The organism is Streptomyces sp. NPDC045701, assembly GCF_056432045.1.
Genome location: NZ_JBWKJV010000004.1, coordinates 17660 through 37704 on the forward strand (window position 1 = coordinate 17660; position 20045 = coordinate 37704).

Genomic DNA, 20045 nt, shown 5'->3' on the forward strand with positions numbered 1-20045 from the left:
AGTGTACCGCCAGTGCGGGCCGCAGAGCACGCCAGATCCCGAACCGACGGTGAGGAACACGACCCCGTGGACATGTTGTGGAGCGGCTGGGGCGACCCGGCCAAGGCGGCACCCCTGCCCGGCACCGTGACCGGCTTGCTGCGAGACCTGCTCGGCGTCACCCCCCGGGAGCACGGCCCCGCCGCCCTGGAGGACATCGCCGTACCCGCCTCCCCGCTCGCGGACGGGGCGCGCCGCGCCCTCGCCGCCTGCCTCGGCGACCCCGCCCATCTGCGCACCGACGCCGAGACCCGCGTCCGCCACACCCGCGGCAAGTCCACCCCCGACCTGCTGCGCATCCGCGCCGGCGAGGTCGACGACGTACCCGCCGCCGTCCTGCTGCCCGGCACCCACGACGAGGTCCTCGCCGTCCTGCGGGTGTGCGCCGAACACCAGGTGACCGCCGTGCCGTTCGGCGGCGGCACCTCCGTCGTCGGCGGCCTCGCCCCCGAACGCACCACCTTCGTCGCCCTGGACCTGCGCCGCATGGACGCCCTGCTCGACCTGGACGAGGTCTCGCGCACCGCGACCTTCCAGCCGGGACTGCGGGCGCCGCACGCCGAGGCCCTGCTCAACGAACGCGGCTTCACACTGGGCCACTTCCCCCAGTCGTACGAATGGGCCACCATCGGCGGCTTCGCCGCGGCCCGCTCCAGCGGCCAGGCCTCCGCGGGCTACGGCCGGTTCGACGAGATGGTCCTCGGCCTCACCGTGGCCACCCCCGAGGGCACCTGGGAGGCCGGACGCGCACCCCGCTCCGCGGCCGGACCCGACCTGCGTCAGCTCGTGCTCGGCTCCGAGGGCGCACTCGGGGTGATCACCTCGGTGACCGTGCGGATCCGCCCCCTGCCGGAGAAGCGGCTCTACGAGGGCTGGCGCTTCGCCTCCTTCGAGGCCGGCGCCGCAGCGCTGCGCAAGGTCGCCCAGGACGGCCCGCGCCCGACCGTACTGCGCCTGTCCGACGAGACGGAGACCCTCATCGGCCTGGCCCACCCCGACCGCATCGGCGACGGTGCCACCGAGTCCGCCGGCTGCATGGCGATTGTCGGGTACGAGGGCACCGCGGCCGACACCGAGCGCCGCCGGGAAGGCGTCCACCAGGTGCTCCTGGCCGAAGGCGGCGAATGCGCCGGTACCGAACCGGGGGACCGCTGGGCCCACGGCCGCTACGACGCCCCCTACCTGCGCGACGCCCTCCTCGACGCCGGCGCCTTCGCCGAGACCCTGGAGACCGCCGCCTTCTGGTCCGCCCTCCCGGAGCTCTACCGGGGCGTCCGGCAGGCCCTCACCGCCGCCCTCACCGACGCGGGCACGCCCCCGCTCGTCATGTGCCACATCTCGCACGTGTACGAGAACGGCGCCTCGCTGTACTTCACGGTGGTGTCCGCCCAGGGCGAGGACCCCGTCGCGCACTGGGCGCCGGCCAAACGCGCCGCGAACGAGGCGATCCTCGCCGCCGGCGGCACCATCAGCCACCACCACGGCGTGGGCACCGACCACCGGGACTGGTACGTACGGGAAGCGGGACCCCTCGGAATCCGCGTCCTCCAGGCGGCCAAGGCCGAACTCGATCCGGCCGGGGTGCTCAGTCCGGGCGTCCTCGTCCCCGTCCGCCACCCCTGACCCCACCCACCGCCCTGCCCACGGAGGCGCGCACATGCGACAGTTCACCGCCGTCGTCAACCCGGCCGCCGGCAGCTCCAGCGGCACGGCGGCCCTGCTGCCCGTCGCCCGGCTCCTGCGGGAGGCCGGAGCCGGGCTGGAGACCCGCTACAGCCGCAGCCTCGACCACGCCCGAGAGCTGGCCAGCCAGGCGGCGGCCCGGGGGCACACCGTGCTCGCGGTCGGCGGCGACGGCATGGCCGGCGCGGTCGGCGGCGTGCTCAGCGGCACCGACGCCGTCCTCGGCCTCGTCCCGTCCGGACGCGGCAACGACTTCGCCAGGGCCCTGGGACTCCCCACCGACCCGGCGGCCCTGGCCGAGGTCCTGCTGCGCGGCACCCCGCGCGCCGTCGACACCCTCCGGGTCGACTCGGCCGTCCACGCGGGTGTGCCGGTGCTCGGCAGCGTGTACGCGGGCGTCGACGCGGTCGCCAACCGGTACGCCAACCGGTCCCGGTTGCTGCGCGGTTCCGCCTCCTACTACGTGGGCGGGGCCCGCGCGGTGGTCGGCTGGCGACCGGCGACGTACCGCATCACCGTCGACGGCACGGCCATCCACGAACGGCGCGGCTACACGGTCGTCGCCGCCAACTCCGGCTTCTACGGCTTCGGCCGCCGCATCGCGCCGGACGCGCGCGTGGACGACGGCCTGCTCGACGTCGTCGTCGTCCGGCACGCCCCGAAACGGCTGTTCTTCACGATGATGAACGAGCTCAGGACCGGCGCGCACATACGGCGCCCGCAGATCGAGGTGCTGAGCGGCAAGGAGGTCCGCATCGAGGCCGACCGCGATCTGCCCTACGGCGCCGACGGCGAGGTCGACGCGGCCCTGCCGGTCACCGTGCGGGTGCTGCCTGGCGCGCTGCGCGTGCTGTCCTGAACGGGCGCCGTGCCGTACGCCTCGCGGGACACGTCCGGCTCCGGCGACCACCCGGGGGCCGGACCGCGCCCGCCCCCGGGTGGTCCCGTCGTCAGCCCCGGGCGCCCGGGACCAGGTTGACGCGCTCGCGGACCACCGGATACCCCGCCCTGGCGAAGTTGGCGGCCATCGGCGCGTTGCCCTGATCCGTGGCACCGGCGACGAACCGGGCGCCCCGCTCGACCAGGAAGTGCGTGCACTCCGCCAGCAGGTCGAACGCGTACCCGCGCCCGCGCTGCTCGGGCACGACCCCGATGAAGCCGACGCACGGGCCGGAGGGGTTGTGCGCGGGGATGTGGATCCCGGCCAGGTCACCCTCCGGGGCGTACGCCACCTGCCACCACTCGCGCGGTGACGGGCACCAGTGGAAGAACTCCAGCTCCTCCCGCGCCGCCTGGTCCAGGCCGCCCTCGGCGACGGCGCGCAGAGCGTGCGCGTCCAGCGTCGCCGAGTGGATGCGGCGCAGCGCGTCGAAGAACACGGCGTCGTCCGGCTCCGCCGCGAACGTCAGCCGTCCCGGCCGCTCGGGCAGGCCGCACTCCGGTGTCCAGCGGTACATGTACCGCTCGACCAGCACCTCGTAGCCGGCCGCCCGCGCGGCCCGCAGCCGGGTCTCCCACGCGGCGCGCGCGACGGGGTCGTCCCGCCAGCCGGCGGGCAGATTGATCTCCAGCTCGACCTGGAAGGGGGCGGTGCGCAGCAGTTCGGCGCCCGCCTCCTCCTCGCCCTCGGCGACGTCGAACCAGTTGACGTTGACGGGGGTTTCGTCGTCGGCACCGCCCCACCAGGCACCGCGCGCGACGACTTCGCCGTCGCGCAGTGCCACCCGCTTCCACTCGGGCCGGTGCGTGTTGCGGGCGTGCGCCGCCCGCGCGCCGAGGGGGTCGGGCAGGGTGTCGAAGAGATGGGCGTCGCTCGGGTCGAGCGCGTGGATGACCGTGTCGGTCATGGGAGGGGTCCTCCGGGAAGCTGTGCGGTGAAGCGCTCCCGGTCAGGCCAAGGACGCCGGGGAAAGGCAACGGGAGCGCGGGGAACGTGAGTTGTGCACGGCGCTCGCCTCCCTTCCGCTGTCGTGGGCGTCGGTGCACAACGTTAGGCGGCCCCCGGCGACGGTGTCCAGCGGTTTCCGTGTGAGGCTGGCCCCCGGCACACCGATCTCAGGGGGACCACCAACGTGCACGCGCCGAGCCTTCCCGAAGACCTCGACCACCCCGCCCGCCTCTGGGCACGGGCCGTCACCTTCGCGCTGGTGGAGGGGGCGTGCCGCGACGGCCGGCCCGAACACGACCTCGACGAGCACGGGTTGTGGTGCCACAGCACCGGCGCGGGCGGCTGGTGGCGGCTGACCCGGGTCGACGGCGGGCATGCCGTCCTCGCCGGTCAGGACCCGGACGGCAGCCACACCCATGTCGACGGGCAGCGGATCGACTTCCTCGCCGGGGGCCCCGACTGGCTGCCGTGGGAGCTGTTGCGCGACGACGCCGACGGCAACCTGCTGGGCTTCGTCCTCTGGTGGGAGGACGGCGCCTGGCACCGCGTCCCCTACCCGGAGCAGCTCACCGAGGACGGCCTCGAAGGCGCGGCGCCCTGGGTGGACTCGGAAGCGGAGTTCCAGGCCCTCACGGCAGCGCTCGCCGGCGCCGACCGGCTGACGCGGGACCGGCGGCGTGCCCTGGACGAGGCCGTCACCCGGTTCCGTGCGCGCGCGGAGGACCGCGCCGTGGACCGCGCCGCCGTGGCGGCGCTCCTCGCCGCCGCCCTGCCGGACGGCGTGCCGCCCGAGCGGCTGGAGGCGGCGGTGGACCTGGCGCGCCGCGCCGGGGTGTGCGGCGTGTGGACATGGGGTGACGCCCGTTGATCGTTCCTGAGCGGTCCGCGGGCGAGGACGCACCGGGCGGCCGCCGGCTGCGCCGGACGGGCGACCGTTTCCGTGACCGGGTCCGCCGGGGCGTCGTTGGCCGGGCATGCCACGTACCGCCAAGCGAGCACTCGCGCTGCTCGCCCTCACCGGGGCCACCCTGGCCGCCTCCGCGACCGCCCACGCCGAGTCGCTCAACGGAGGACTGATCGACAAGGTCCACGTCGGACTCGACGGCAGGCTCGGCCGGCACGTGCTGGACGAGGCCGTGCACACGGTCGACACCGTGCAGTCCCAGGCATCGATCCGGCCGGGCGGCGACGGCCGCTGAGTCAGCAGAGGACCACGCACGCGGCGGCCGGGACCTCCACCGCGCCGCCGCGCCGCGGCTCACCGCTGTCCGGGTCCACGTCGAACCAGGTCACGTCGCCGGACCACTCGTTGGCGACGTACAGCGTCCGGCCCGACGGACCGGCCACCAGGTCGCGCGGCCAGACGCCGCCGCAGTCCACGGCATTCGTGAGCCGCGGCTTCTCCGCCCCGTCCGCGAGGGAGAACGTCAGGACGGTGTCGGCGCCCCGCACCGCGGCCCGGACGAACCGGCCGTCGCCCGCGACGGAGACCACCGAGGGGTACGGCCGCTCACCGGCGGGGGCGCCCTCGGGGTCGATCGCCACCTCCGCCAGTGGCTCCAGACGCCCGGCCGCCGGATCCCACCGGCACACGGTCATCTGCGGCTCCAGCTCGTGCAGGACGTACACCACCTCACCGCCCGGGTGGAAGGCGAGGTGCCGCGGCCCCGAGCCGGGCCGCAGCGCGGTCTCCGCGTGCACCCGGAGCCCCCCGGTGGCCGGGTCGGCCGCGCAGACCCGCACCCTGTCGGTGCCCAGGTCCACGCCGAGCACCCACCGTCCGCCCGGGGCGGGCAGCACCTGGTGGGCGTGCGGCCCCCGTTGCCGCTCGGCGTCGGGGCCGGAGCCGTGGTGGATCAGCACCTCGGGCGGCCCCGCGAGGCTGCCGTCGGAGCGCACCGCGAGGCTGCTGACGCTGCCCGAGCCGTAGTTGGCGGTGAACAGCCGCCCGCCCGTCACGGAGAGGTGCGTGGGGCCGGAGCCGGCGACGCCGACCGCCGGGCCGAGCGGGGCGAGGCTGCCGTCCGTCCCGGTACGGAACGCCGCGACCGTACCGGGGTCGGTGTCGCCGGCCGCGTACAGGATCCCGGTAGCGGGGTCGAGGGCGAGGCAGGAGGGGTTGGTGACGGTGTCGACGCTGGTACGGGGGGTCAGCGCCCCGGTGTCCGGGTCGACGGCCGCGACCGTGATGCCGCGGCCGCCTCCCGAGGTGAACGAGCCGATGTACGCCCAGTGCACGCGATACCCTTCCTGCCGTTCCACGACTGGCTGGGCACTGTAGGCACGGGCCGCCCCGTCAGGCGCCGTACACGCCGACCTCCCGAAGCGAGTAGCCCCGTTCGGTCCCGCGTTCGAGGCCCGTGACGCGGACGAAGCGGGCCGGCACGGCGGTGAACCGCGCGGTGTCGAGGCCGCCGTCACCGGCGGTGGTGGACCAGACGGTCCGCCACTCGTTCCCGTCCGTGGACACCTCGACGCGGTACGCCTTGCCGTACGCCCGCTCCCAGTCGAGCGTGACCCGCGCGACGGTGCGCGCGGCGCCCAGGTCGACGCCGAGCCACTGCGGGTCCCGCCAGTCGCTCGCCCAGCGGGTGCCGGGGTCGCCGTCCACGGCGCGGCCGGGCGCGTAGCTGGTGAACGGGTTCCACTCCGACGAACTTGCCGACGCCGTCGAGCCGGCGGCCAGGTTCTCGGCGCGGTGCCGCTCGGAGCCGCCCCAGGTGGTGAGGTAGGACTCGGCGCCCCGGAAGAGGTCGTCGATGACGTCCTGGCCGCCGGTGACCCGGATGTCCTCCAGCCAGTCCGGCACCAGGCCGTAGTGGGCGGCGCCGTCGGTGTTGACGTCCCAGGTGCGTTCACCGGTGGTCTGCCGGTCGACGAGCGAGCCGCCGTCGGCGCTGCGGAACGGGTACCGCACGGGGTTCGGGGTGTCGGCGCCCCGCGGCCCCGGCCAGCCGCCGACGCCGTTCATGTCGGTGCCGTAGCCGTACCCGGCGCCGTACTTCTCGCGCAGGGCGTCGGTGCGCCGCGCCTCGGCGGTGAACGTCTCGGCGCCGTGCATGTACTGGGCGACGAACCCCCCGAGGCGGTACACCCGCTCCGTCCAGTCGATGTCCATCCAGCTGTGCGAGGACAGGACGCCGGGGTACGACGCGGACTCCAGCACGTCCAGGACGCGGCCGGTCGCCTTCACGCTCATGTGATCGATCTCGATCATCATCTTCCGCTGCATCATCCCGCGCAGGGCGTACTCGCCCAGCGCGGTCAGGCCGCGGGTGTTGCAGCGCGCGTCGGCGGCGTACGCCGGCACCGAGACGCCCGGCGGGAGCTTCTTCTCCGCCTCGGCGGCCGGCGCGCCGCCGATGGGGTTGTCGGCCTGCGGCCCGGCGCATTTCTCGGTCTTCCAGAACGTCCCCGTCGACAGGAACTGGCCCACGTTGATGGCCGTGCCGAGGCTGCCGGAGTCGAACCGGACGCCGCACAGGGCGTTGTCGAACTTGTGGCACAGGAACATGCTGCGGACACCGAGCGCGTACAGCTCGTCGAGGCCCCGGTCGATGTCGGCCCGGTCGCACTGCGGGACGTCGAGGATCTGCTTGCAGCCGAACGGCTCGGAGGTCTCCACGCCCAGGACGACGGCCAGTTTGCCCTGCTCGATCACCTCGCGGGCCTGGGCCGAGTCGGTGACGACCCGGAACCAGCCCTTGCCCGGGCCGCCGTACATCCGGTCGACGAAGGTCTGCATCTCGTACGTCCTGCGCGCCTGGAGGCGGATCGAGGTCATCTCGTCACAGCTCCGGTCCTTGAAGAAGTAGACCGAGCAGATCACCCCGTTCGTGACGAGGTCGTTGACCAGCACGCGCTGGCCGCCGCGCCAGGCCCGTTCTACCCAGGCGTAGTAGTTCTGCTGGTGAGTCAGCGAGTCGTGGGCGGGCCAGTCCTCGAACGTGGGCCAGCCGTCGGGGTCGTGCCTGCCGTCGCCGCCCTTGGTGATGAAGTCGAAGACCGCGAGGGAGCCGTCGGGGTAGTGCTCGGGGCAGTCCTCGAGCGCGTCGGCGACGCCCAGTTCGGAGAAGGGCTTGCCGCAGATCAGCCGGCCGCCGAAGGCCTCGTTGGACATCAGGTGGTCGTGCGCGTCGACGAAGCCCCTGACCCGTCCCTGGGCGTCGGTGCCCTTGAACGGTTCGCCGGTGACGCCGATTCGGGAGTCGGGGGCGGGCCGCGCGACCGGATCCCACCAGCCTGACCCGTCCCCGGCGCCCGTGGCCCCCGGGGCGGGGCCGAGCGTCAGCAGGGTGAGGGCCAGGGACAGTACCGCGAGAACCGTGAGCCTGCCGTGCGAGCGCAATGACATGGTCGTCACCCGTGTTCCAGCCGGAAGCGGCACCGTCGGGGAGCCGGGCGCCCGACGGCCGACCGACCCCACGCGGTGATTGTCATGTCCGTATAAATCACGCGCGCGACGAGGATCGCGGCCGGCGGGTGAGCAGTCAAGAGCGGCGACGGTCGTGCCTCGGAACGTTTTCGCGCTGAACCGGGCCGTCCGCGGGGGATGCCCGTGATCCGGCCGCCACGTGGACCCGCGCCGCGGACCGCTGACCCGCGCCCGTGCGTCGAGTACGGCCGGCGTCGCGCCGGTCACCGCTCTCCCGTCCACGAGCGCCGTCGCCGGCGGCCCCGGCCGGAAACCCGCCGTGGCACCGCCACCGCCGCTGCCACGGCCATCCCGCCACGCGACCGCACCGGCGAGGTGATCCCACCCCCTCGGCCCGCCCCGTCGACGTAGGGTCTCGGTATGGTGCACGTACTGAGCAGCAGGGTTCTGCTGCGCCCCCGTGATCCGCACGCCTCCCGCGTCTTCTACGGCGAGACCCTGGGCCTCGCCGTCTACCGGGAGTTCGGTACCGGCCCGGAGCGCGGGACCGTCTACTTCCTCGGCGGCGGGTTCCTCGAGGTGTCCGGCCGCTCGGACGAGCCGCCGACCGGGACGCTGCGGCTGTGGATGCAGGTCGCCGACTGCGCGGCTGCCCACGACGAGCTGGCCGGCCGGGGCGTGGAGGTGCTGCGGGCGCCGGTGCGGGAGCCCTGGGGCCTGATCGAGATGTGGATCGCCGATCCGGACGGCCATCGCATCGTGCTGACCGAGGTGCCCGAGGACCACCCGCTGCGCTACCGCCCCTGACGCGAGCCGGCCGGCGCGTATCCACGGTGGCGTCAGAACGTGCAGGTGGGCACCCCGTCCAGCCACGCCGACCCCTGGATGTAGACGTTGGTGACCCACGCCCGGTAATCGGGCAGGTAGGACCAGGCGTCATTGGTGTAGCCGTCCGAGGTGACCGTCTCCGCGTGCTTCTGGCACTGCACGCGGATCGTCGTCGGGCCGGGGAAGGCGTACACGCGCGTGGCCTTGGCGGACGGCTGCGCCTTGGTCCACACGCCGGCGCCCCAGGTCCGGAAGATGTGACCGGTCGCCGGTCCGGGGTCCACCCGGACGGCGCCGAAGTACCCGCCGTCCAGGCGGACGTCGCTGACCATCAGCTTGGTGCCGGACTGCCGGGCCTCCACCATCCTGCCGTCGCCGAGGTACAGGGCGATGTGGTGCGGCTTCTGCGACGTGCCCCAGACCAGCAGGTCCCCGGGGACCAGCGGGGCGAGGCCCTGGGCCGCGGTGAAGCGCTGCGCGGCGCGGTGCGTGTAGAACTGGGCGCCGGCCACCCCGTTCAGCAGGTCCTCGCCGGTCGCCTCGGCGTACGCGTGGCGTACCAGTCCGGAACAGTCGAAGCCGAGCCGCTCCGGGTCGTGCTCGCTGGCGGGGTCGGTCGGGTCGACCCGCCCGTACGTCGGGCCGGGCTTCGCGCCGTGCCCGCCGCCCCACGTGTACCAGACACCCGCCGCCACCTGCGCGCACGCGGCGGCCACGGCGCGCTCGGCCGCCGCGGAGGCTCCGGGCGCCCGGACGGCGCACGGGCCTGCGGCGGCCGGCACGGGCGACGGCGCCCAGAGGAGGACAGCGACCAGACCGAAGAGACTCGCGATGAGAGTGGAGCGGCGAAGCATCCTTGACCTCGTTCCGTGGAGACGTACCTGCCTGGTGAGCAGCCTGCGGGCGGTGACCCGCGGCCGTCGAGGTCCCGGCGGCGCCCCACCCGGACGGGCAACGGGAAACACCCGGGAAACCCCGGCGGCGAGGGCGGTCTCAGCGGCCGGCACAGACCTCGTCCACGCCGACGGCCGGATCCGGCAGCAACCGCTCCCGCTCCTTCGGCCCGATGCGCTGCCGCACCCGGCAGATCTCCGTCAGCCGGGTCCCGACGTCCAGGTCCCACAGCCGCACGGTGCCGTCGTTGCTGCTGCTGGCCACCGTCCGCCCGTCACGGGAGAACGCGATGCCCCACACCGCGTTCGTATGACCCGTCAGAGCCGCCCACAGCCGGCGCCCCGCCACGTCCCACAGCCGGACCGTGCGGTCGTTGCCGCTGCTCGCCAGGGTCCGCCCGTCCGGGGAGAAGGCGATGCCCCGCGCGGAACCGGTGTGGCCGGTCAGCGTCCCCACACAGCGGCGCGACCGGGCGTCCCACAGCCGGACCGTGCCGTCGTTGCCGCTGCTGGCGAGCATCCCGCCGTCCGGACCGAACGTCACGCCCCGGACCGCGCCCGTGTGACCGGTGAGCGCCGCCAGCGGCCTGCGGGAGGCCACGTCCCACAGCCGTACGGTCAGATCGTCACCGGCGCTCGCCAGCGTCCGCCCGTCCGGGCTGAACGCGACGTCGTTGACGAAGTCGGTGTGGCCCGTCAGGGCGGCCGAGGACCGGCGCGACGCCACGTCCCACAGGCGGACCGTGCCGTCGGACCCGGCCGACGCCAGCGTCCGCCCGTCCGGGGCGAAGACCACCGAGAACACGTCCCCCCGCGTGCCGGTGAGCGTGGCGGGCGGCCGGCGCGACGCCACGTCCCACAGGCGGACCGTGCCGTCGGACCCGGCCGACGCCAGCGTCCGCCCGTCGGGCGCGAAGGCCACCGAGAACACCGTCTCGCGGTGGCCCGTGAAGGTCGCCACCACCCGGCGCCCCGCCACGTCCCACAGCCGCACCGTGTGGTCGGCGTCGGCGGTGGCCAGCAGCGTCCCGTCCGGGCTGTACGCCGCCTGCCAGATCTCGGTGAGCGGATGCGACGTCAGGACCGAACCCCGCAGGTCCCACAGCGCCACCGACCGGTCGAACCCGGCCGTGGCCAGCACCGCGCCGCCCGGATCCACGGCGACCCCGAGCACGTAGTCGGTGTGGCCGGTCAGCGTCACGGCCGGCCGCCCGCTGCGCACGTCCCACAGCCGCGTCGTCCCGTCACCGCCCGCGCCGACCGCCATCGTGCCGTCCGGCGTGAAGGCGACGCCGTTGACGTCGTCGTCATGCCCCGCCAGCACCCGCACGGGACGGCGCCGCGCCACGTCCCACAGCCGCACCGTCCGGTCCACGCCCCCGCTGGCGACCGTCCGCCCGTCCGGGGCGAACGCGGCGCCGAGCACCTCGTCGGTGTGCCCCCGCAGCACGGCCGGCGGCCGGCCGCCCGTGACGTCCCACAGCCGTACGGTCCGGTCGGAGCCCGCCGACACCAGCGTCCGCCCGTCCGGGGCGTACGCCAGGGCGTTGACCCGCCCCACATGGCCGGTGAGGAACGCCACGGCCCGCGCTCCGGCCGCGTCCCACAACTGGACCGTGCCGTCGGCCCCCGCGACCGCCAGGGTCCGCCCGCTCGGCGCGAAGGCCACGGCCCGCGCCCCGGTGGTGCGCGCCGGCAGAACCGTCGCCCCCGCCCGCCGCCCGGCCGTGTCCCAGAGGCGTACGGGCCCGTCCGTGGACGTGACCGCGAGCGTCCGCCCGTCCGGGGCCAGGGCGACCCCGCGCACCCGCCCGCGGACGGCGTAGCTCGCGATCGTCCGGCGGTCGGCCATCCGCCACAGCCGTACCGTGCCGTCCGAACTCGCCGACGCCAGCAGCCCGCCGCCCGGCGCGAAGGCCACCGCGTTGACCGGCCCGCGATGGCCGCGGAGGCGGGCGGTGAACGCCAGCGACTGGGTGCTCAGCAGCGCCCCGCGCGCCTCGGTCGTGGCCTCCGTGCGGTAGGCCTCCTCGGCCAGCAGCATGGACGCCTCCGGCTGACCGGAGGCCAGGGAGGTGGACCGCACGGCGAGCGCCTGGGATCGCGCCACGCGCTCCTGGCCGAGGGCGCCCGCCCGCTGCTGGTAGGCCACGCCCCCGGCGGTCAGGGCGAGGGCCAGCAGCACGACGAGGGTGGCGAGCATCCGCTGCTGCCACCTGACCTGGCGCCTCGCCTGCTCCGCCCGGCCCTCCTCCTCCGCCCGGCTCGCCAGCAGGAACGCCGCTTCGCGGTGGCCGAGCCTGCTCGCGCCGTCGAGCTCGTCGGCCCGCGCGCGTACGGTGTCCAGCCGGGTCCCGCGGTAGAGGACGGACGGGTCGTGTCCCTCGCGCTCCCACTCCTCGGCGGCGTGCGCCAGTTGCTGGTGGATCAGCAGCCCGGCCCGGTCGGCTTGGATCCAGCCGTGCAGCCGGGGCCAGGCGTGGAGCAGGGCCTCGTGGGTGATCTCGACGGTGTCGCTGTCCATCGTGATCAGCCGGGCCCGTACGAAGGCGTCGAGGGCGGCCCCCGCGCCCTCCGCGTCCGCCAGCTGCTCCAGCAGCGCCGTCCGGCTCATCCGCCGCCGGGTGGCCCCGGCCCCGTCGGCGACGTGGACCAGCCGCACCAGGATCCGGCGGAGGGTCCGCTGCTCGGCCGGGTACAGGCGGGCGAACACGTCATCGGCCGTGCGGGCGACCGCCCCCTGGATGCCGCCGGTGTCCTCGTACCCGGCGACGGTCAGGGTGGCGCCCTCGCGCCGCAGCCAGGTGGCCATCAGCGCGTGGGAGACCAGCGGCAGGGCGCCGGACGGGGCGCGCTCCGGCGAACCCGCCGGGTCCGTCGAGCCCGCGTCGTCGCGCAGGCCCGCGTCCCGCAGCAGCAGGGGGACCAGCCCCGGTTCGAGCGTGACGCCCGCGAGCCGCGCCGGGCGCGTGATGGACTCGCACAGTTCGGCCACCGACATCGGGGGCAGTACGAAGAGCCCCTCGGTGAAGAGCGACGCCGGTTCGGGCAGGTCCAGGCACCTGCCGGTGAAATCGGCCCGTACGCCGATCACCACGAGGGCCGCGTCGTACCCGGTGGTCTCCGGCCGGGAGGTGGCGAGGGTGGTGAGCACGCGGACGAACGCGCGCCGCTCGTCCTCGTCGCAGCAGAGCGTGAACAGCTCCTCGAACTGGTCGACGACGAGCACCGGCCGGACGGGCGGTGGGCGGCGCCCTCCGCCCCCCGGCCCGTCCTCCCGCCCCCCGGCCGCCGCCTCCGGCCGGCCGTCCGGCCGCTCGCCGCCCGGCCCGCGGGCGTCCCCCGGAGCCCGCTCGTCCCTTGGTGTCCGCTCGTCGCGCGGTTCGCGGGCGCCCGGCACCGTCCGGCGGTCCGGTGACGGGGAGCCAGTCAGCCGGCGGACGGCTTCGAGCAGTACCTCCGGCCGGTCGCGCAGTTGGCGCGTACTGACGCCGAGATCGCTTCCCAAAGCCTTGGCGGTGCGGTCCAGCAGCTCCTGGAGCGGCTGATGGGTGGGTGTGCACATCACCAGCGGCCACCCGTCGGCGCCCGCCGTCGGGAAGCCGCCCGGGCGCCGGAGAGCCGGTACGAGACCGGCGTTCAGCAGCGACGACTTGCCCGCGCCGGACGGCGCGACGACCAACAGCGGTCCGGCGCCGAGCCGTTCGAAGACCCGCTCGATCAACGAGGCCGTCACCCGCTCCCGGCCGAAGAACCACCCCGCGTCCTGCGGGCCGAACGCCGAAAGGCCGCGGTAGGGGCAGTTGTCGTCCGGCCGGTGCTCCGGAGGGCGGGGCGCCGGCGCCTCCCGCACCAGGCGCAGCAACTCGCCCTCCGCGCGCAGGACCTGGTCGCATCGGCGTGCCACGTCGATGGTGACCCGTTTGGCACCGGTCTCGATCTTGCTCAGATAGCCCTTGCTGTAGTGCGTCTGACGCGCTATGTCGGCCAGAGACAGCCCGCGTTGCAGTCGCAGGTGTCTCAGCCGCGCGGAGAAGGACATCGCCGTGCCGTCGGGCAACTCGTGCGGGCGGTCGGTCATCCGTCCGCGATCCGGATCCCCCAAAGCATCCCCCATGGCCAGGTGCGCCCAGATTGTGAGATGACAGCAGCCCAGGCTACAGCGGGGGTCCGACAGCGGACCGGACCATTCGTCCGGTGTGGCGTAAACAGGACTTCCGGAGTCGCCGGGTCGGCGGCTCCGGAAGCTGTCCACGATGCCGGGAGGCTCGGGGTTACGGCTGGAGGGTGATCGAGTTGATCGGCGTCATGTCCTTGTCGATGTACTGGTTGGCCGGGAGGTAGCCCTGGCAGCCGGTGCCGTTGTACCCGGTGCAGGTCCGGACGGTGGCCCCGCCGGTCTGGTTGTTCAGGATGCGGTACGTCCCGTACATGTTGCTGAGGTTGTGGGCCCCGTACGTGTAGTACCGGTGCGTCGGGCGGTCGTTGTTCCAGCCCGCACCCGGGTACAGACAGACGTACCCCGACGCGCACCCGTGGCTGGCGGCGGCCTCCGCCGCCTGGGCCTGGGTGGCGGTGACCGTGGTCATCGTCCCGATGGCGAGCGCGAGTGCCGCGGCGGTCCTCATCATCTTCACCTTGCGCACGTTTCCCCCTTGGCGGGTCCTGCGGTGTGCTGACGACATCAGACTGTCCGCGGCCCCCGCCGAGGTGAACGGGTTTCCCGTTGCCCTTCGCGCCGCTCCCCGGGAAACCACCGGTGACCAGCCGTCCGGGAGCGGCAAGTCAACGGCCTCGGAGGCCCGCCACCGGGACGACGGGGCACCGGCGTCCGACGAGCCGCGCGCGGCCGGGGCAGCCGGCCGTGCCGGGCCATCCGCTGCCGCGGCCGGGGCGTACCGGAACTGGTGGACGGGGCCGAACCGTGTGGTGCGGCCACGAGGAGGCGGCCACGGCCGGCACCGGACCGCCGCAGCACGACGGTGGGCGACGGCGTCGGCGGGGAGGGCGGAGACACCGCACGGCGAGCGGCGGGCGGCGGGTCGGCCGTGGAGGTGCGGTCGCGGCCGGGGCGATCCCGGCGTGAGCGGGTCCGTCCCGGCGGGGTCAGCACCAAGGGGCGGGGAAGGTGGGGCAGGAGTGCTGTTCCTGGGCCGAGTTGCACCGGATGCCGTGGGCCGGCTCCCGGAACTGGGCGGGATCACGGGGCTCCCGTTCCCTTCTCACGGAGCGGCAGGCCGGTAACCCGAGTAAGACGGTCAGCCCCGCGTCCGTCTCACGGTCCGTCCAGTGGTCGCTGCCCGACTCTTCGATCACGCGACTGCCCTCCGATGCACGAGTACGTGCTCAGCACCGTAGAAGCCGGGCGGGCACAGCACATCCTCCGCTGTGCGTATCCCTGCCGGGTACGTCAGGCCGCCGCGTCCGCGAGCAGGCGTGCCAGGGGCCCGGGGACGCACGCCGGTTCCAGCCGCCGGACGAGCGCCCGCGCGTACTGCGCCTTGCGGCCGCTGTGCGTGCCCATGAACCGGTGCAACTGCTGTTCGACGGCCCGCTCCCGCTGCGCGGGCTGGTTCCGGAAGGTACGGAACGCCCGCCACTCGCCCTCGTCGACGATGACCTGCCGGACCGTCCCGGCGCCCACCGCCCGTATCAGCTCGTCCTCCAGGTCGGCCACGCACACGTGGAAACCGCGCCGCTCCAAGTCGGCGCGGCCGTGGGCGTCGCCGAGCCCGGCCCGCTCCAGCCCGCGCCGGAACCAGTGCTCCTCCGCGGCGTCGCACAACCCCGCCACGTCCAGGCCGAGCCCCCGCGGACCGAGGACCTCCAGGAACCGCCCGATGCTCGTCACACCGCCGAGCGGTACGACGGGGAACCCCTCGGCGTCCAGATCGCGGCCCAGGCACGCGGCCAGCGTCTCGACCGCCACGCGGTCGCTGGGGCCCTCGACGAGGAGGACCCTCCTGGGGCGGACGCGGGCGGCCAGTTCCCGGGCGCTCTCGGCGGCCGAACGCGCGCCCTGACCGCCCGCCGCCCAGGCGATCGCGGCCGACCGGAAACCCTCGACATCGTCCATCCCCGCCAGTCTCGCAAAGACGCGCGAACGGCGTGGCCGAATTTCCGCCCCGCCGAGGCCGGTGATTACACCGATGCCGCACCGTCCGGCCCGCCGTGACAGTGGCACCCCCACCCGCCACGGCGCGGCGGACCGGCCGCACCGGTACGTACGCGCCACGACAGAGAGGACGACTCCGTCGTGCACCGGAACAGCATCAACACATCCCCCGCACCCACCCCCGCCCCCGCCGAGGGCAGGCGCCGCCGGCGGCCGGTCGTCGCGGCCCTGGTGGCGTTCCTGGCCGTCGCCGGACTGAACACCGCCATGTCCCCGGGCGCCCAGGCGGCGGACAACCCCTACGAGCGGGGCCCCGCCCCGACCACGGCGAGCATCGAGGCCGTGCGCGGCCCGTACGCGGTCTCGCAGACCACCGTCTCCTCGCTCAGCGTCACCGGCTTCGGCGGCGGCACCATCTACTACCCGACCACCACCAGCGACGGTACGTTCGGGGCGGTGGCGATCTCGCCGGGCTTCACCGGCACCCAGTCGTCCATCGCCTGGCTCGGGCCGCGCCTGGCCTCCCAGGGCTTCGTCGTCTTCACCATCGACACGAACACCACCGTCGACCAGCCCGACAGCCGGGGCCGCCAGCTGCTCGCCGCGCTCGACCACCTGACGCAGCGCAGCACGGTCAGAAGCCGGATCGACAGCACCCGTCTCGGTGTCATGGGGCACTCCATGGGCGGCGGCGGCACCCTGGAGGCGGCCAAGACCCGGCCCTCCCTCCAGGCGGCCATCCCGCTCACCGGCTGGAACACCGACAAGACGTGGCCCGAACTCCGGACGCCCACGCTGCTCATCGGGGCCGACGGTGACACGATCGCCCCGGTGGCCACGCACTCCGAGCCGTTCTACGAGTCGCTGCCGGCCACGCTCGACAAGGCGTACCTGGAGCTGAACAACGCCACCCACTTCACCCCGAACACCTCCGACACCACGATCGCGAAGTACAGCGTCTCGTGGCTCAAGCGGTTCATCGACAACGACACCCGCTACGAGCAGTTCCTGTGCCCGATACCGCGCCCCAGCCTGTCCATCGAGGAGTACCGCGGCAACTGCCCGCACACCTCCTGACCGCCGCCCCGGTGGCGACCGCGACCCCCTGGGCGCGGTCGCCACCGGGCCGCGTTGTGCTCATGCACAGAGTTGCCCCGCCACCCTTGGGAACATGCCCAGCGATACGGCCTCCCGCGAGTGGTCTTCCCAGCTCGCAGCGGCTGGAGAAGCCGTACGGCCCAGGTGGACGCAAGGCTTCCGGCACTCCTTACGCGCAAGTAACGTGAGGGGCGTGACCACGAACACGACCACCGGGACCTCGCCGCGCCTGCACGGCCGCGACACCGAACTGGACGTTGTGGCCGCCCTGTCGGAACGCCTGTCGGCCGGCCGGTCGGGCGTGCTGCTCGTCGCCGGCGAGCCGGGACGCGGCCGGTCCGCCCTCCTGGACCGGGCGGTACGCGACGTCACCGCCGGAACCGTCCTGCACACCCGCGCCGCGCCCGCCGAGCGCCACCTCGCCCACAGCGGGCTGCACGCGCTGCTGAGCAGCGCCCCCGCCTTCGCCGCCCGAGCCCTTCGCCCCGCGACCGGCACCGGCACCGGCATCGTCACCGGCGACGACACCGGTACCGCGCCCGGCGGCCTCCTGGGCGCCGGCCTGCCGCCGACCGGCCTCCTGGACCTGCTGCGGCGCACCTGCCCCCACCGGCCCCTTCTCCTCTGCGTCGACGACGCGCACCTGTGGGACCCCCTGTCGCGCGCCGCCCTGGGCTTCGCCGCGCGGCGCGTCGACTCGGTGCCCGGCGTCGGACTGCTGCTGTCGGTGGCCGCCCACCGGGCCGGGGCCCCCGACTTCGCCGGACTGCCCGCCGTCCACCTCGGCCCGCTCACCGAGCACGCGGCGGGCGCGCTGCTGGACGACCTGACCCTCGGCGCCGCCGACCCCCTCGTACGTGGCGAACTGCTCCGCGAGGCCGAGGGCAACCCCGCGCTCCTCACCGCCCTGGCCGGCCGGTTGTCGCCGGCGCAGCTCGCCGGGCACGCCCCGCTGCCCCGGCCGCTCGCGGACGGGCCGGCCCTGACGCGCGTCGTGGGCGGCCGGCTGGCCGAACTGCCCCTCACCACGCGCGACCTGCTGTTACTGGTGGCCGCCGCCCACGAGTACCACCCGGACGGCTGCGGCGCCGACGCGGCCCCGGTGCTGCGGGCCGCCCGCGCCGCCGGTCTCGGCCCGGCCGTGCTGGACGCCGCCGAGCGCGCCGGGGTGGCGCGGGGAGCGGGCGACCGCGTCCGGTTCGACGACCCGTTGGTGCGCCGTGCCGTGTACCGGGGCGCCCCGCCGGCCCGGCGGCGCGCGGCACACGCGCGGCTCGCCGCCGTCCTCGACGGTGACCGCGACCGGCTGGCCCACCTGACGCACCGAGCCCTGGCCGCCGACGGCACAGACGCGGAACTCGCCGCCGACCTGGCGGCCGCCGCGACCGCCCCCACCGTCCGGGCGGAACCCCTGCAGCGGTCCCTGGCGCTGGCCCGGGCGGCCGACCTCACCGCCGCGCCACACCTCCGCGCCGCCCGGCTGACGGCCGCCGCCGAGTACGCCCGGCTGGGCGGCCGCCCCCGCCGGGCCGGGGAACTGCTGGCGGCGGCCCGGGAGGCGGCGGCCGGCCACGACGCGGCGCGGGGCGGCGCGGAACTCGTGCGCGGGGCCCTCGCCCTGCGGGACGGACCCGTGGCCGACGCGCACGAGGCGCTGCTGCTGGCCGCCGCGCTGCTCGACCCGTACGACCCGGAGGGCGCCCGGGGTGCCAGGTTCGGCGCCATGGAAGCGGCGTGGGCCGCGGGAGACATCGCCTCCTGCCTGGCCGACCTCGACCGCGAGCCCGCCGGCCCCGCCCCGGGCGACGACGACTTCCGGGCCGGGATGCTGGCCGCGCTGAGGGGCCGGTTCGGGGACGCGCGCGGACCGCTGGGGCGGGTGCTCGACCGGGCCGCGGGCGACGACGACCCGGTGCGGCTGCTGCGCGCCGGGGTGGCGGCCCTGGTCGTCGGGGACATCGCCGGCGCGTGCCGCGTCAACGCGCGGGCGCTGGCGGCGGCCCGGGCGCGCGACATCGCCACCCTGGTCCCGCAGGCCCTCGAACACCTCGCCTACGCCGAGCTGCGCGCCGGGCGGCACGCCCGCGCCCGCGCCCACGCCGAGGAGGGCCTGCGCACCGCCCACCGGTCGGGCCAGCGCAACATCGTGGCCCACCACCACGCCGTCCTGGCCCTGGTGGCCTCGATCGAGGGCGATCGAGCCGCGCTCACCGCCCACGCCGACGCGGCCCTCGGGATCGCCGGTCCGCACGGCCTCGTCCAGGCCGCGTCCCTCGCCGAATGGGCCCGCGCCCGTGCGGACCTGGGCCGCGGCATGGCCCTGGACGCGGCCGCCCGGCTGGGCCCGCTGGTGCGGCCGGGACACCGGCACGGTCACTTCGCCGTACGGATGCTCATGGCGCCCTGCTTCGTGGAGGCCGCCGTGCTCGCGGGGGAGGGCGGCGCCGACGCCGGCACCGCCGTGCAGGAGTTCGCCGGCTGGGTGGCCCAGGGCGCCGATCCGCAGGCCCCCGCGCAACTGGCCCGCTGCCGCGCGCTGCTGGCCCCGCCGTCCGAGGCGGAGGCGCTGTACGCGTATGCGCTCACCGGGCACGAAAGGGCGGGCGGCGACTTCGAGCGGGCCCGCACGCTGCTGCTCTACGGCAAGTGGTTGCGGCGCCGGCGAAGGCCCCGCGAGGCGCGGGGCCGGCTGAAGGACGCGCTGTACGCCTTCGAGCGTTCCGACGCCACCGAGTGGGCCGAGCAGACCCGGGCCGAACTGCGGGCGACGGGCGGGGCGGCGGCACGGGAGACGGCCGCTCCGCTGGCCGGCCTCACTCCGCAGCAGCTGCGCATCGCCCGGTGCGTCGCCGAGGGGGCGACCAACCGCGAGGTGGCCCTGCGGCTCTCCATCAGCCCCCGTACCGTCGACCACCACCTGCGCAACGTCTTCGCGCTCCTGGGGGTCCGTTCCCGCGTCGAACTGTCCCGGCTGGTGGCCCGGGAGGAGGCCGTCACCGCCGGATGACCGCCCCGGCCGGTGCACCGGCGCCGCCGTGCGGCGGCTCCTGCGGGACATCGACGCCACCGGCCACCCGCTGCGCGGCGTGGTGCACTGCGCCACGCACCTGGCCCGGACACCGCCGG

The 20045-nt window shown here is 75.2% G+C and carries 14 protein-coding genes; 7 read left to right on the forward strand and 7 right to left on the reverse strand.

The window, feature by feature from the left end; translation table 11 throughout:
* The first annotated feature begins 66 nt into the window (after positions 1-66).
* Together AC07DW_RS06030 and AC07DW_RS06035 are read left to right on the forward strand one after the other, a co-directional pair.
* On the forward strand, positions 67-1662 hold the full coding sequence (locus tag AC07DW_RS06030) for an FAD-binding oxidoreductase (protein ID WP_478856405.1): 1596 nt from the start codon (positions 67-69) through the stop codon (positions 1660-1662).
* A 34-nt stretch (positions 1663-1696) separates the two neighbouring features.
* Positions 1697-2581, forward strand: a complete 885-nt coding sequence (locus AC07DW_RS06035) for a diacylglycerol/lipid kinase family protein (protein WP_478856406.1) — start codon at positions 1697-1699, stop codon at positions 2579-2581.
* 91 nt (positions 2582-2672) lie between these two features.
* Here the strand turns inward: AC07DW_RS06035 and AC07DW_RS06040 are convergent, their stop codons facing one another.
* Positions 2673-3569 (reverse strand): GNAT family N-acetyltransferase, encoded by an 897-nt coding sequence (locus AC07DW_RS06040; RefSeq protein ID WP_478856407.1) that lies wholly within the window; start codon positions 3567-3569, stop codon positions 2673-2675.
* 225 nt (positions 3570-3794) lie between these two features.
* On the opposite strand from AC07DW_RS06040, the gene AC07DW_RS06045 reads away from it, so the two are divergent.
* Both AC07DW_RS06045 and AC07DW_RS06050 read left to right on the forward strand, forming a co-directional pair.
* A complete protein-coding gene (locus tag AC07DW_RS06045) occupies positions 3795-4478 on the forward strand; it encodes a hypothetical protein (protein WP_478856408.1) in 684 nt (227 codons plus the stop codon).
* Positions 4479-4584: 106 nt separating this feature from the next.
* Entirely contained in the window at positions 4585-4809 is a 225-nt protein-coding gene (locus AC07DW_RS06050) for a hypothetical protein (protein WP_478856409.1), read from the forward strand.
* A 1-nt stretch (position 4810) separates the two neighbouring features.
* Here the strand turns inward: AC07DW_RS06050 and AC07DW_RS06055 are convergent, their stop codons facing one another.
* A complete protein-coding gene (locus tag AC07DW_RS06055) occupies positions 4811-5872 on the reverse strand; it encodes a lactonase family protein (protein ID WP_478856410.1) in 1062 nt (353 codons plus the stop codon).
* Positions 5873-5906: 34 nt separating this feature from the next.
* Entirely contained in the window at positions 5907-7964 is a 2058-nt protein-coding gene (locus tag AC07DW_RS06060; protein WP_478856411.1) for a galactose-binding domain-containing protein, read from the reverse strand.
* A gap of 441 nt (positions 7965-8405) precedes the next feature.
* Between AC07DW_RS06060 and AC07DW_RS06065 the strand changes: the two genes are divergently transcribed.
* Positions 8406-8792 carry a VOC family protein gene (locus AC07DW_RS06065; protein ID WP_478856412.1) on the forward strand — a complete coding sequence of 129 codons (387 nt, stop codon included), beginning with the start codon at positions 8406-8408 and terminating at the stop codon, positions 8790-8792.
* A 32-nt stretch (positions 8793-8824) separates the two neighbouring features.
* Here AC07DW_RS06065 and AC07DW_RS06070 read toward each other — a convergent pair whose 3' ends face one another.
* The 4 genes from AC07DW_RS06070 to AC07DW_RS06085 form a co-directional block, all read right to left on the reverse strand.
* The gene (locus AC07DW_RS06070; protein WP_478856413.1) at positions 8825-9667 is read right to left on the reverse strand and encodes a C40 family peptidase; all 843 of its coding nucleotides are present in this window, start codon (positions 9665-9667) and stop codon (positions 8825-8827) included.
* Positions 9668-9806: 139 nt separating this feature from the next.
* The gene (locus AC07DW_RS06075) at positions 9807-13787 is read right to left on the reverse strand and encodes an nSTAND1 domain-containing NTPase (RefSeq protein ID WP_478856414.1); all 3981 of its coding nucleotides are present in this window, start codon (positions 13785-13787) and stop codon (positions 9807-9809) included.
* Positions 13788-13980: 193 nt separating this feature from the next.
* A complete protein-coding gene (locus AC07DW_RS06080) occupies positions 13981-14352 on the reverse strand; it encodes a hypothetical protein (RefSeq protein WP_478856415.1) in 372 nt (123 codons plus the stop codon).
* Positions 14353-15116: 764 nt separating this feature from the next.
* Positions 15117-15782: a TOPRIM nucleotidyl transferase/hydrolase domain-containing protein gene (locus AC07DW_RS06085; protein WP_478856416.1), complete on the reverse strand. Its 666-nt coding sequence runs from the start codon at positions 15780-15782 to the stop codon at positions 15117-15119.
* A gap of 180 nt (positions 15783-15962) precedes the next feature.
* Here AC07DW_RS06085 and bdeA point away from each other — a divergent pair, with 180 nt between their 5' ends.
* Positions 15963-16898: a bis(hydroxyethyl) terephthalate hydrolase gene (bdeA, locus tag AC07DW_RS06090; protein ID WP_478856417.1), complete on the forward strand. Its 936-nt coding sequence runs from the start codon at positions 15963-15965 to the stop codon at positions 16896-16898.
* Between the two features lie 214 nt (positions 16899-17112).
* Positions 17113-19926 carry a helix-turn-helix transcriptional regulator gene (locus AC07DW_RS06095; RefSeq protein ID WP_478856418.1) on the forward strand — a complete coding sequence of 938 codons (2814 nt, stop codon included), beginning with the start codon at positions 17113-17115 and terminating at the stop codon, positions 19924-19926.
* Positions 19927-20045 lie beyond the last annotated feature (119 nt).

Bases quoted from the DNA above. Each gene is read 5' to 3' on its own strand.
- AC07DW_RS06065 (WP_478856412.1), top strand. From the start codon at position 8,406: ATGGTGCACGTACTGAGCAGCAGGGTTCTGCTGCGCCCCCGTGATCCG.
- AC07DW_RS06060 (WP_478856411.1), bottom strand. From the start codon at position 7,964: ATGTCATTGCGCTCGCACGGCAGGCTCACGGTTCTCGCGGTACTGTCC.
- AC07DW_RS06075 (WP_478856414.1), bottom strand. From the start codon at position 13,787: ATGACCGACCGCCCGCACGAGTTGCCCGACGGCACGGCGATGTCCTTC.
- AC07DW_RS06085 (WP_478856416.1), bottom strand. From the start codon at position 15,782: ATGGACGATGTCGAGGGTTTCCGGTCGGCCGCGATCGCCTGGGCGGCG.
- AC07DW_RS06040 (WP_478856407.1), bottom strand. From the start codon at position 3,569: ATGACCGACACGGTCATCCACGCGCTCGACCCGAGCGACGCCCATCTC.
- AC07DW_RS06070 (WP_478856413.1), bottom strand. From the start codon at position 9,667: ATGCTTCGCCGCTCCACTCTCATCGCGAGTCTCTTCGGTCTGGTCGCT.
- AC07DW_RS06050 (WP_478856409.1), top strand. From the start codon at position 4,585: ATGCCACGTACCGCCAAGCGAGCACTCGCGCTGCTCGCCCTCACCGGG.
- AC07DW_RS06035 (WP_478856406.1), top strand. From the start codon at position 1,697: ATGCGACAGTTCACCGCCGTCGTCAACCCGGCCGCCGGCAGCTCCAGC.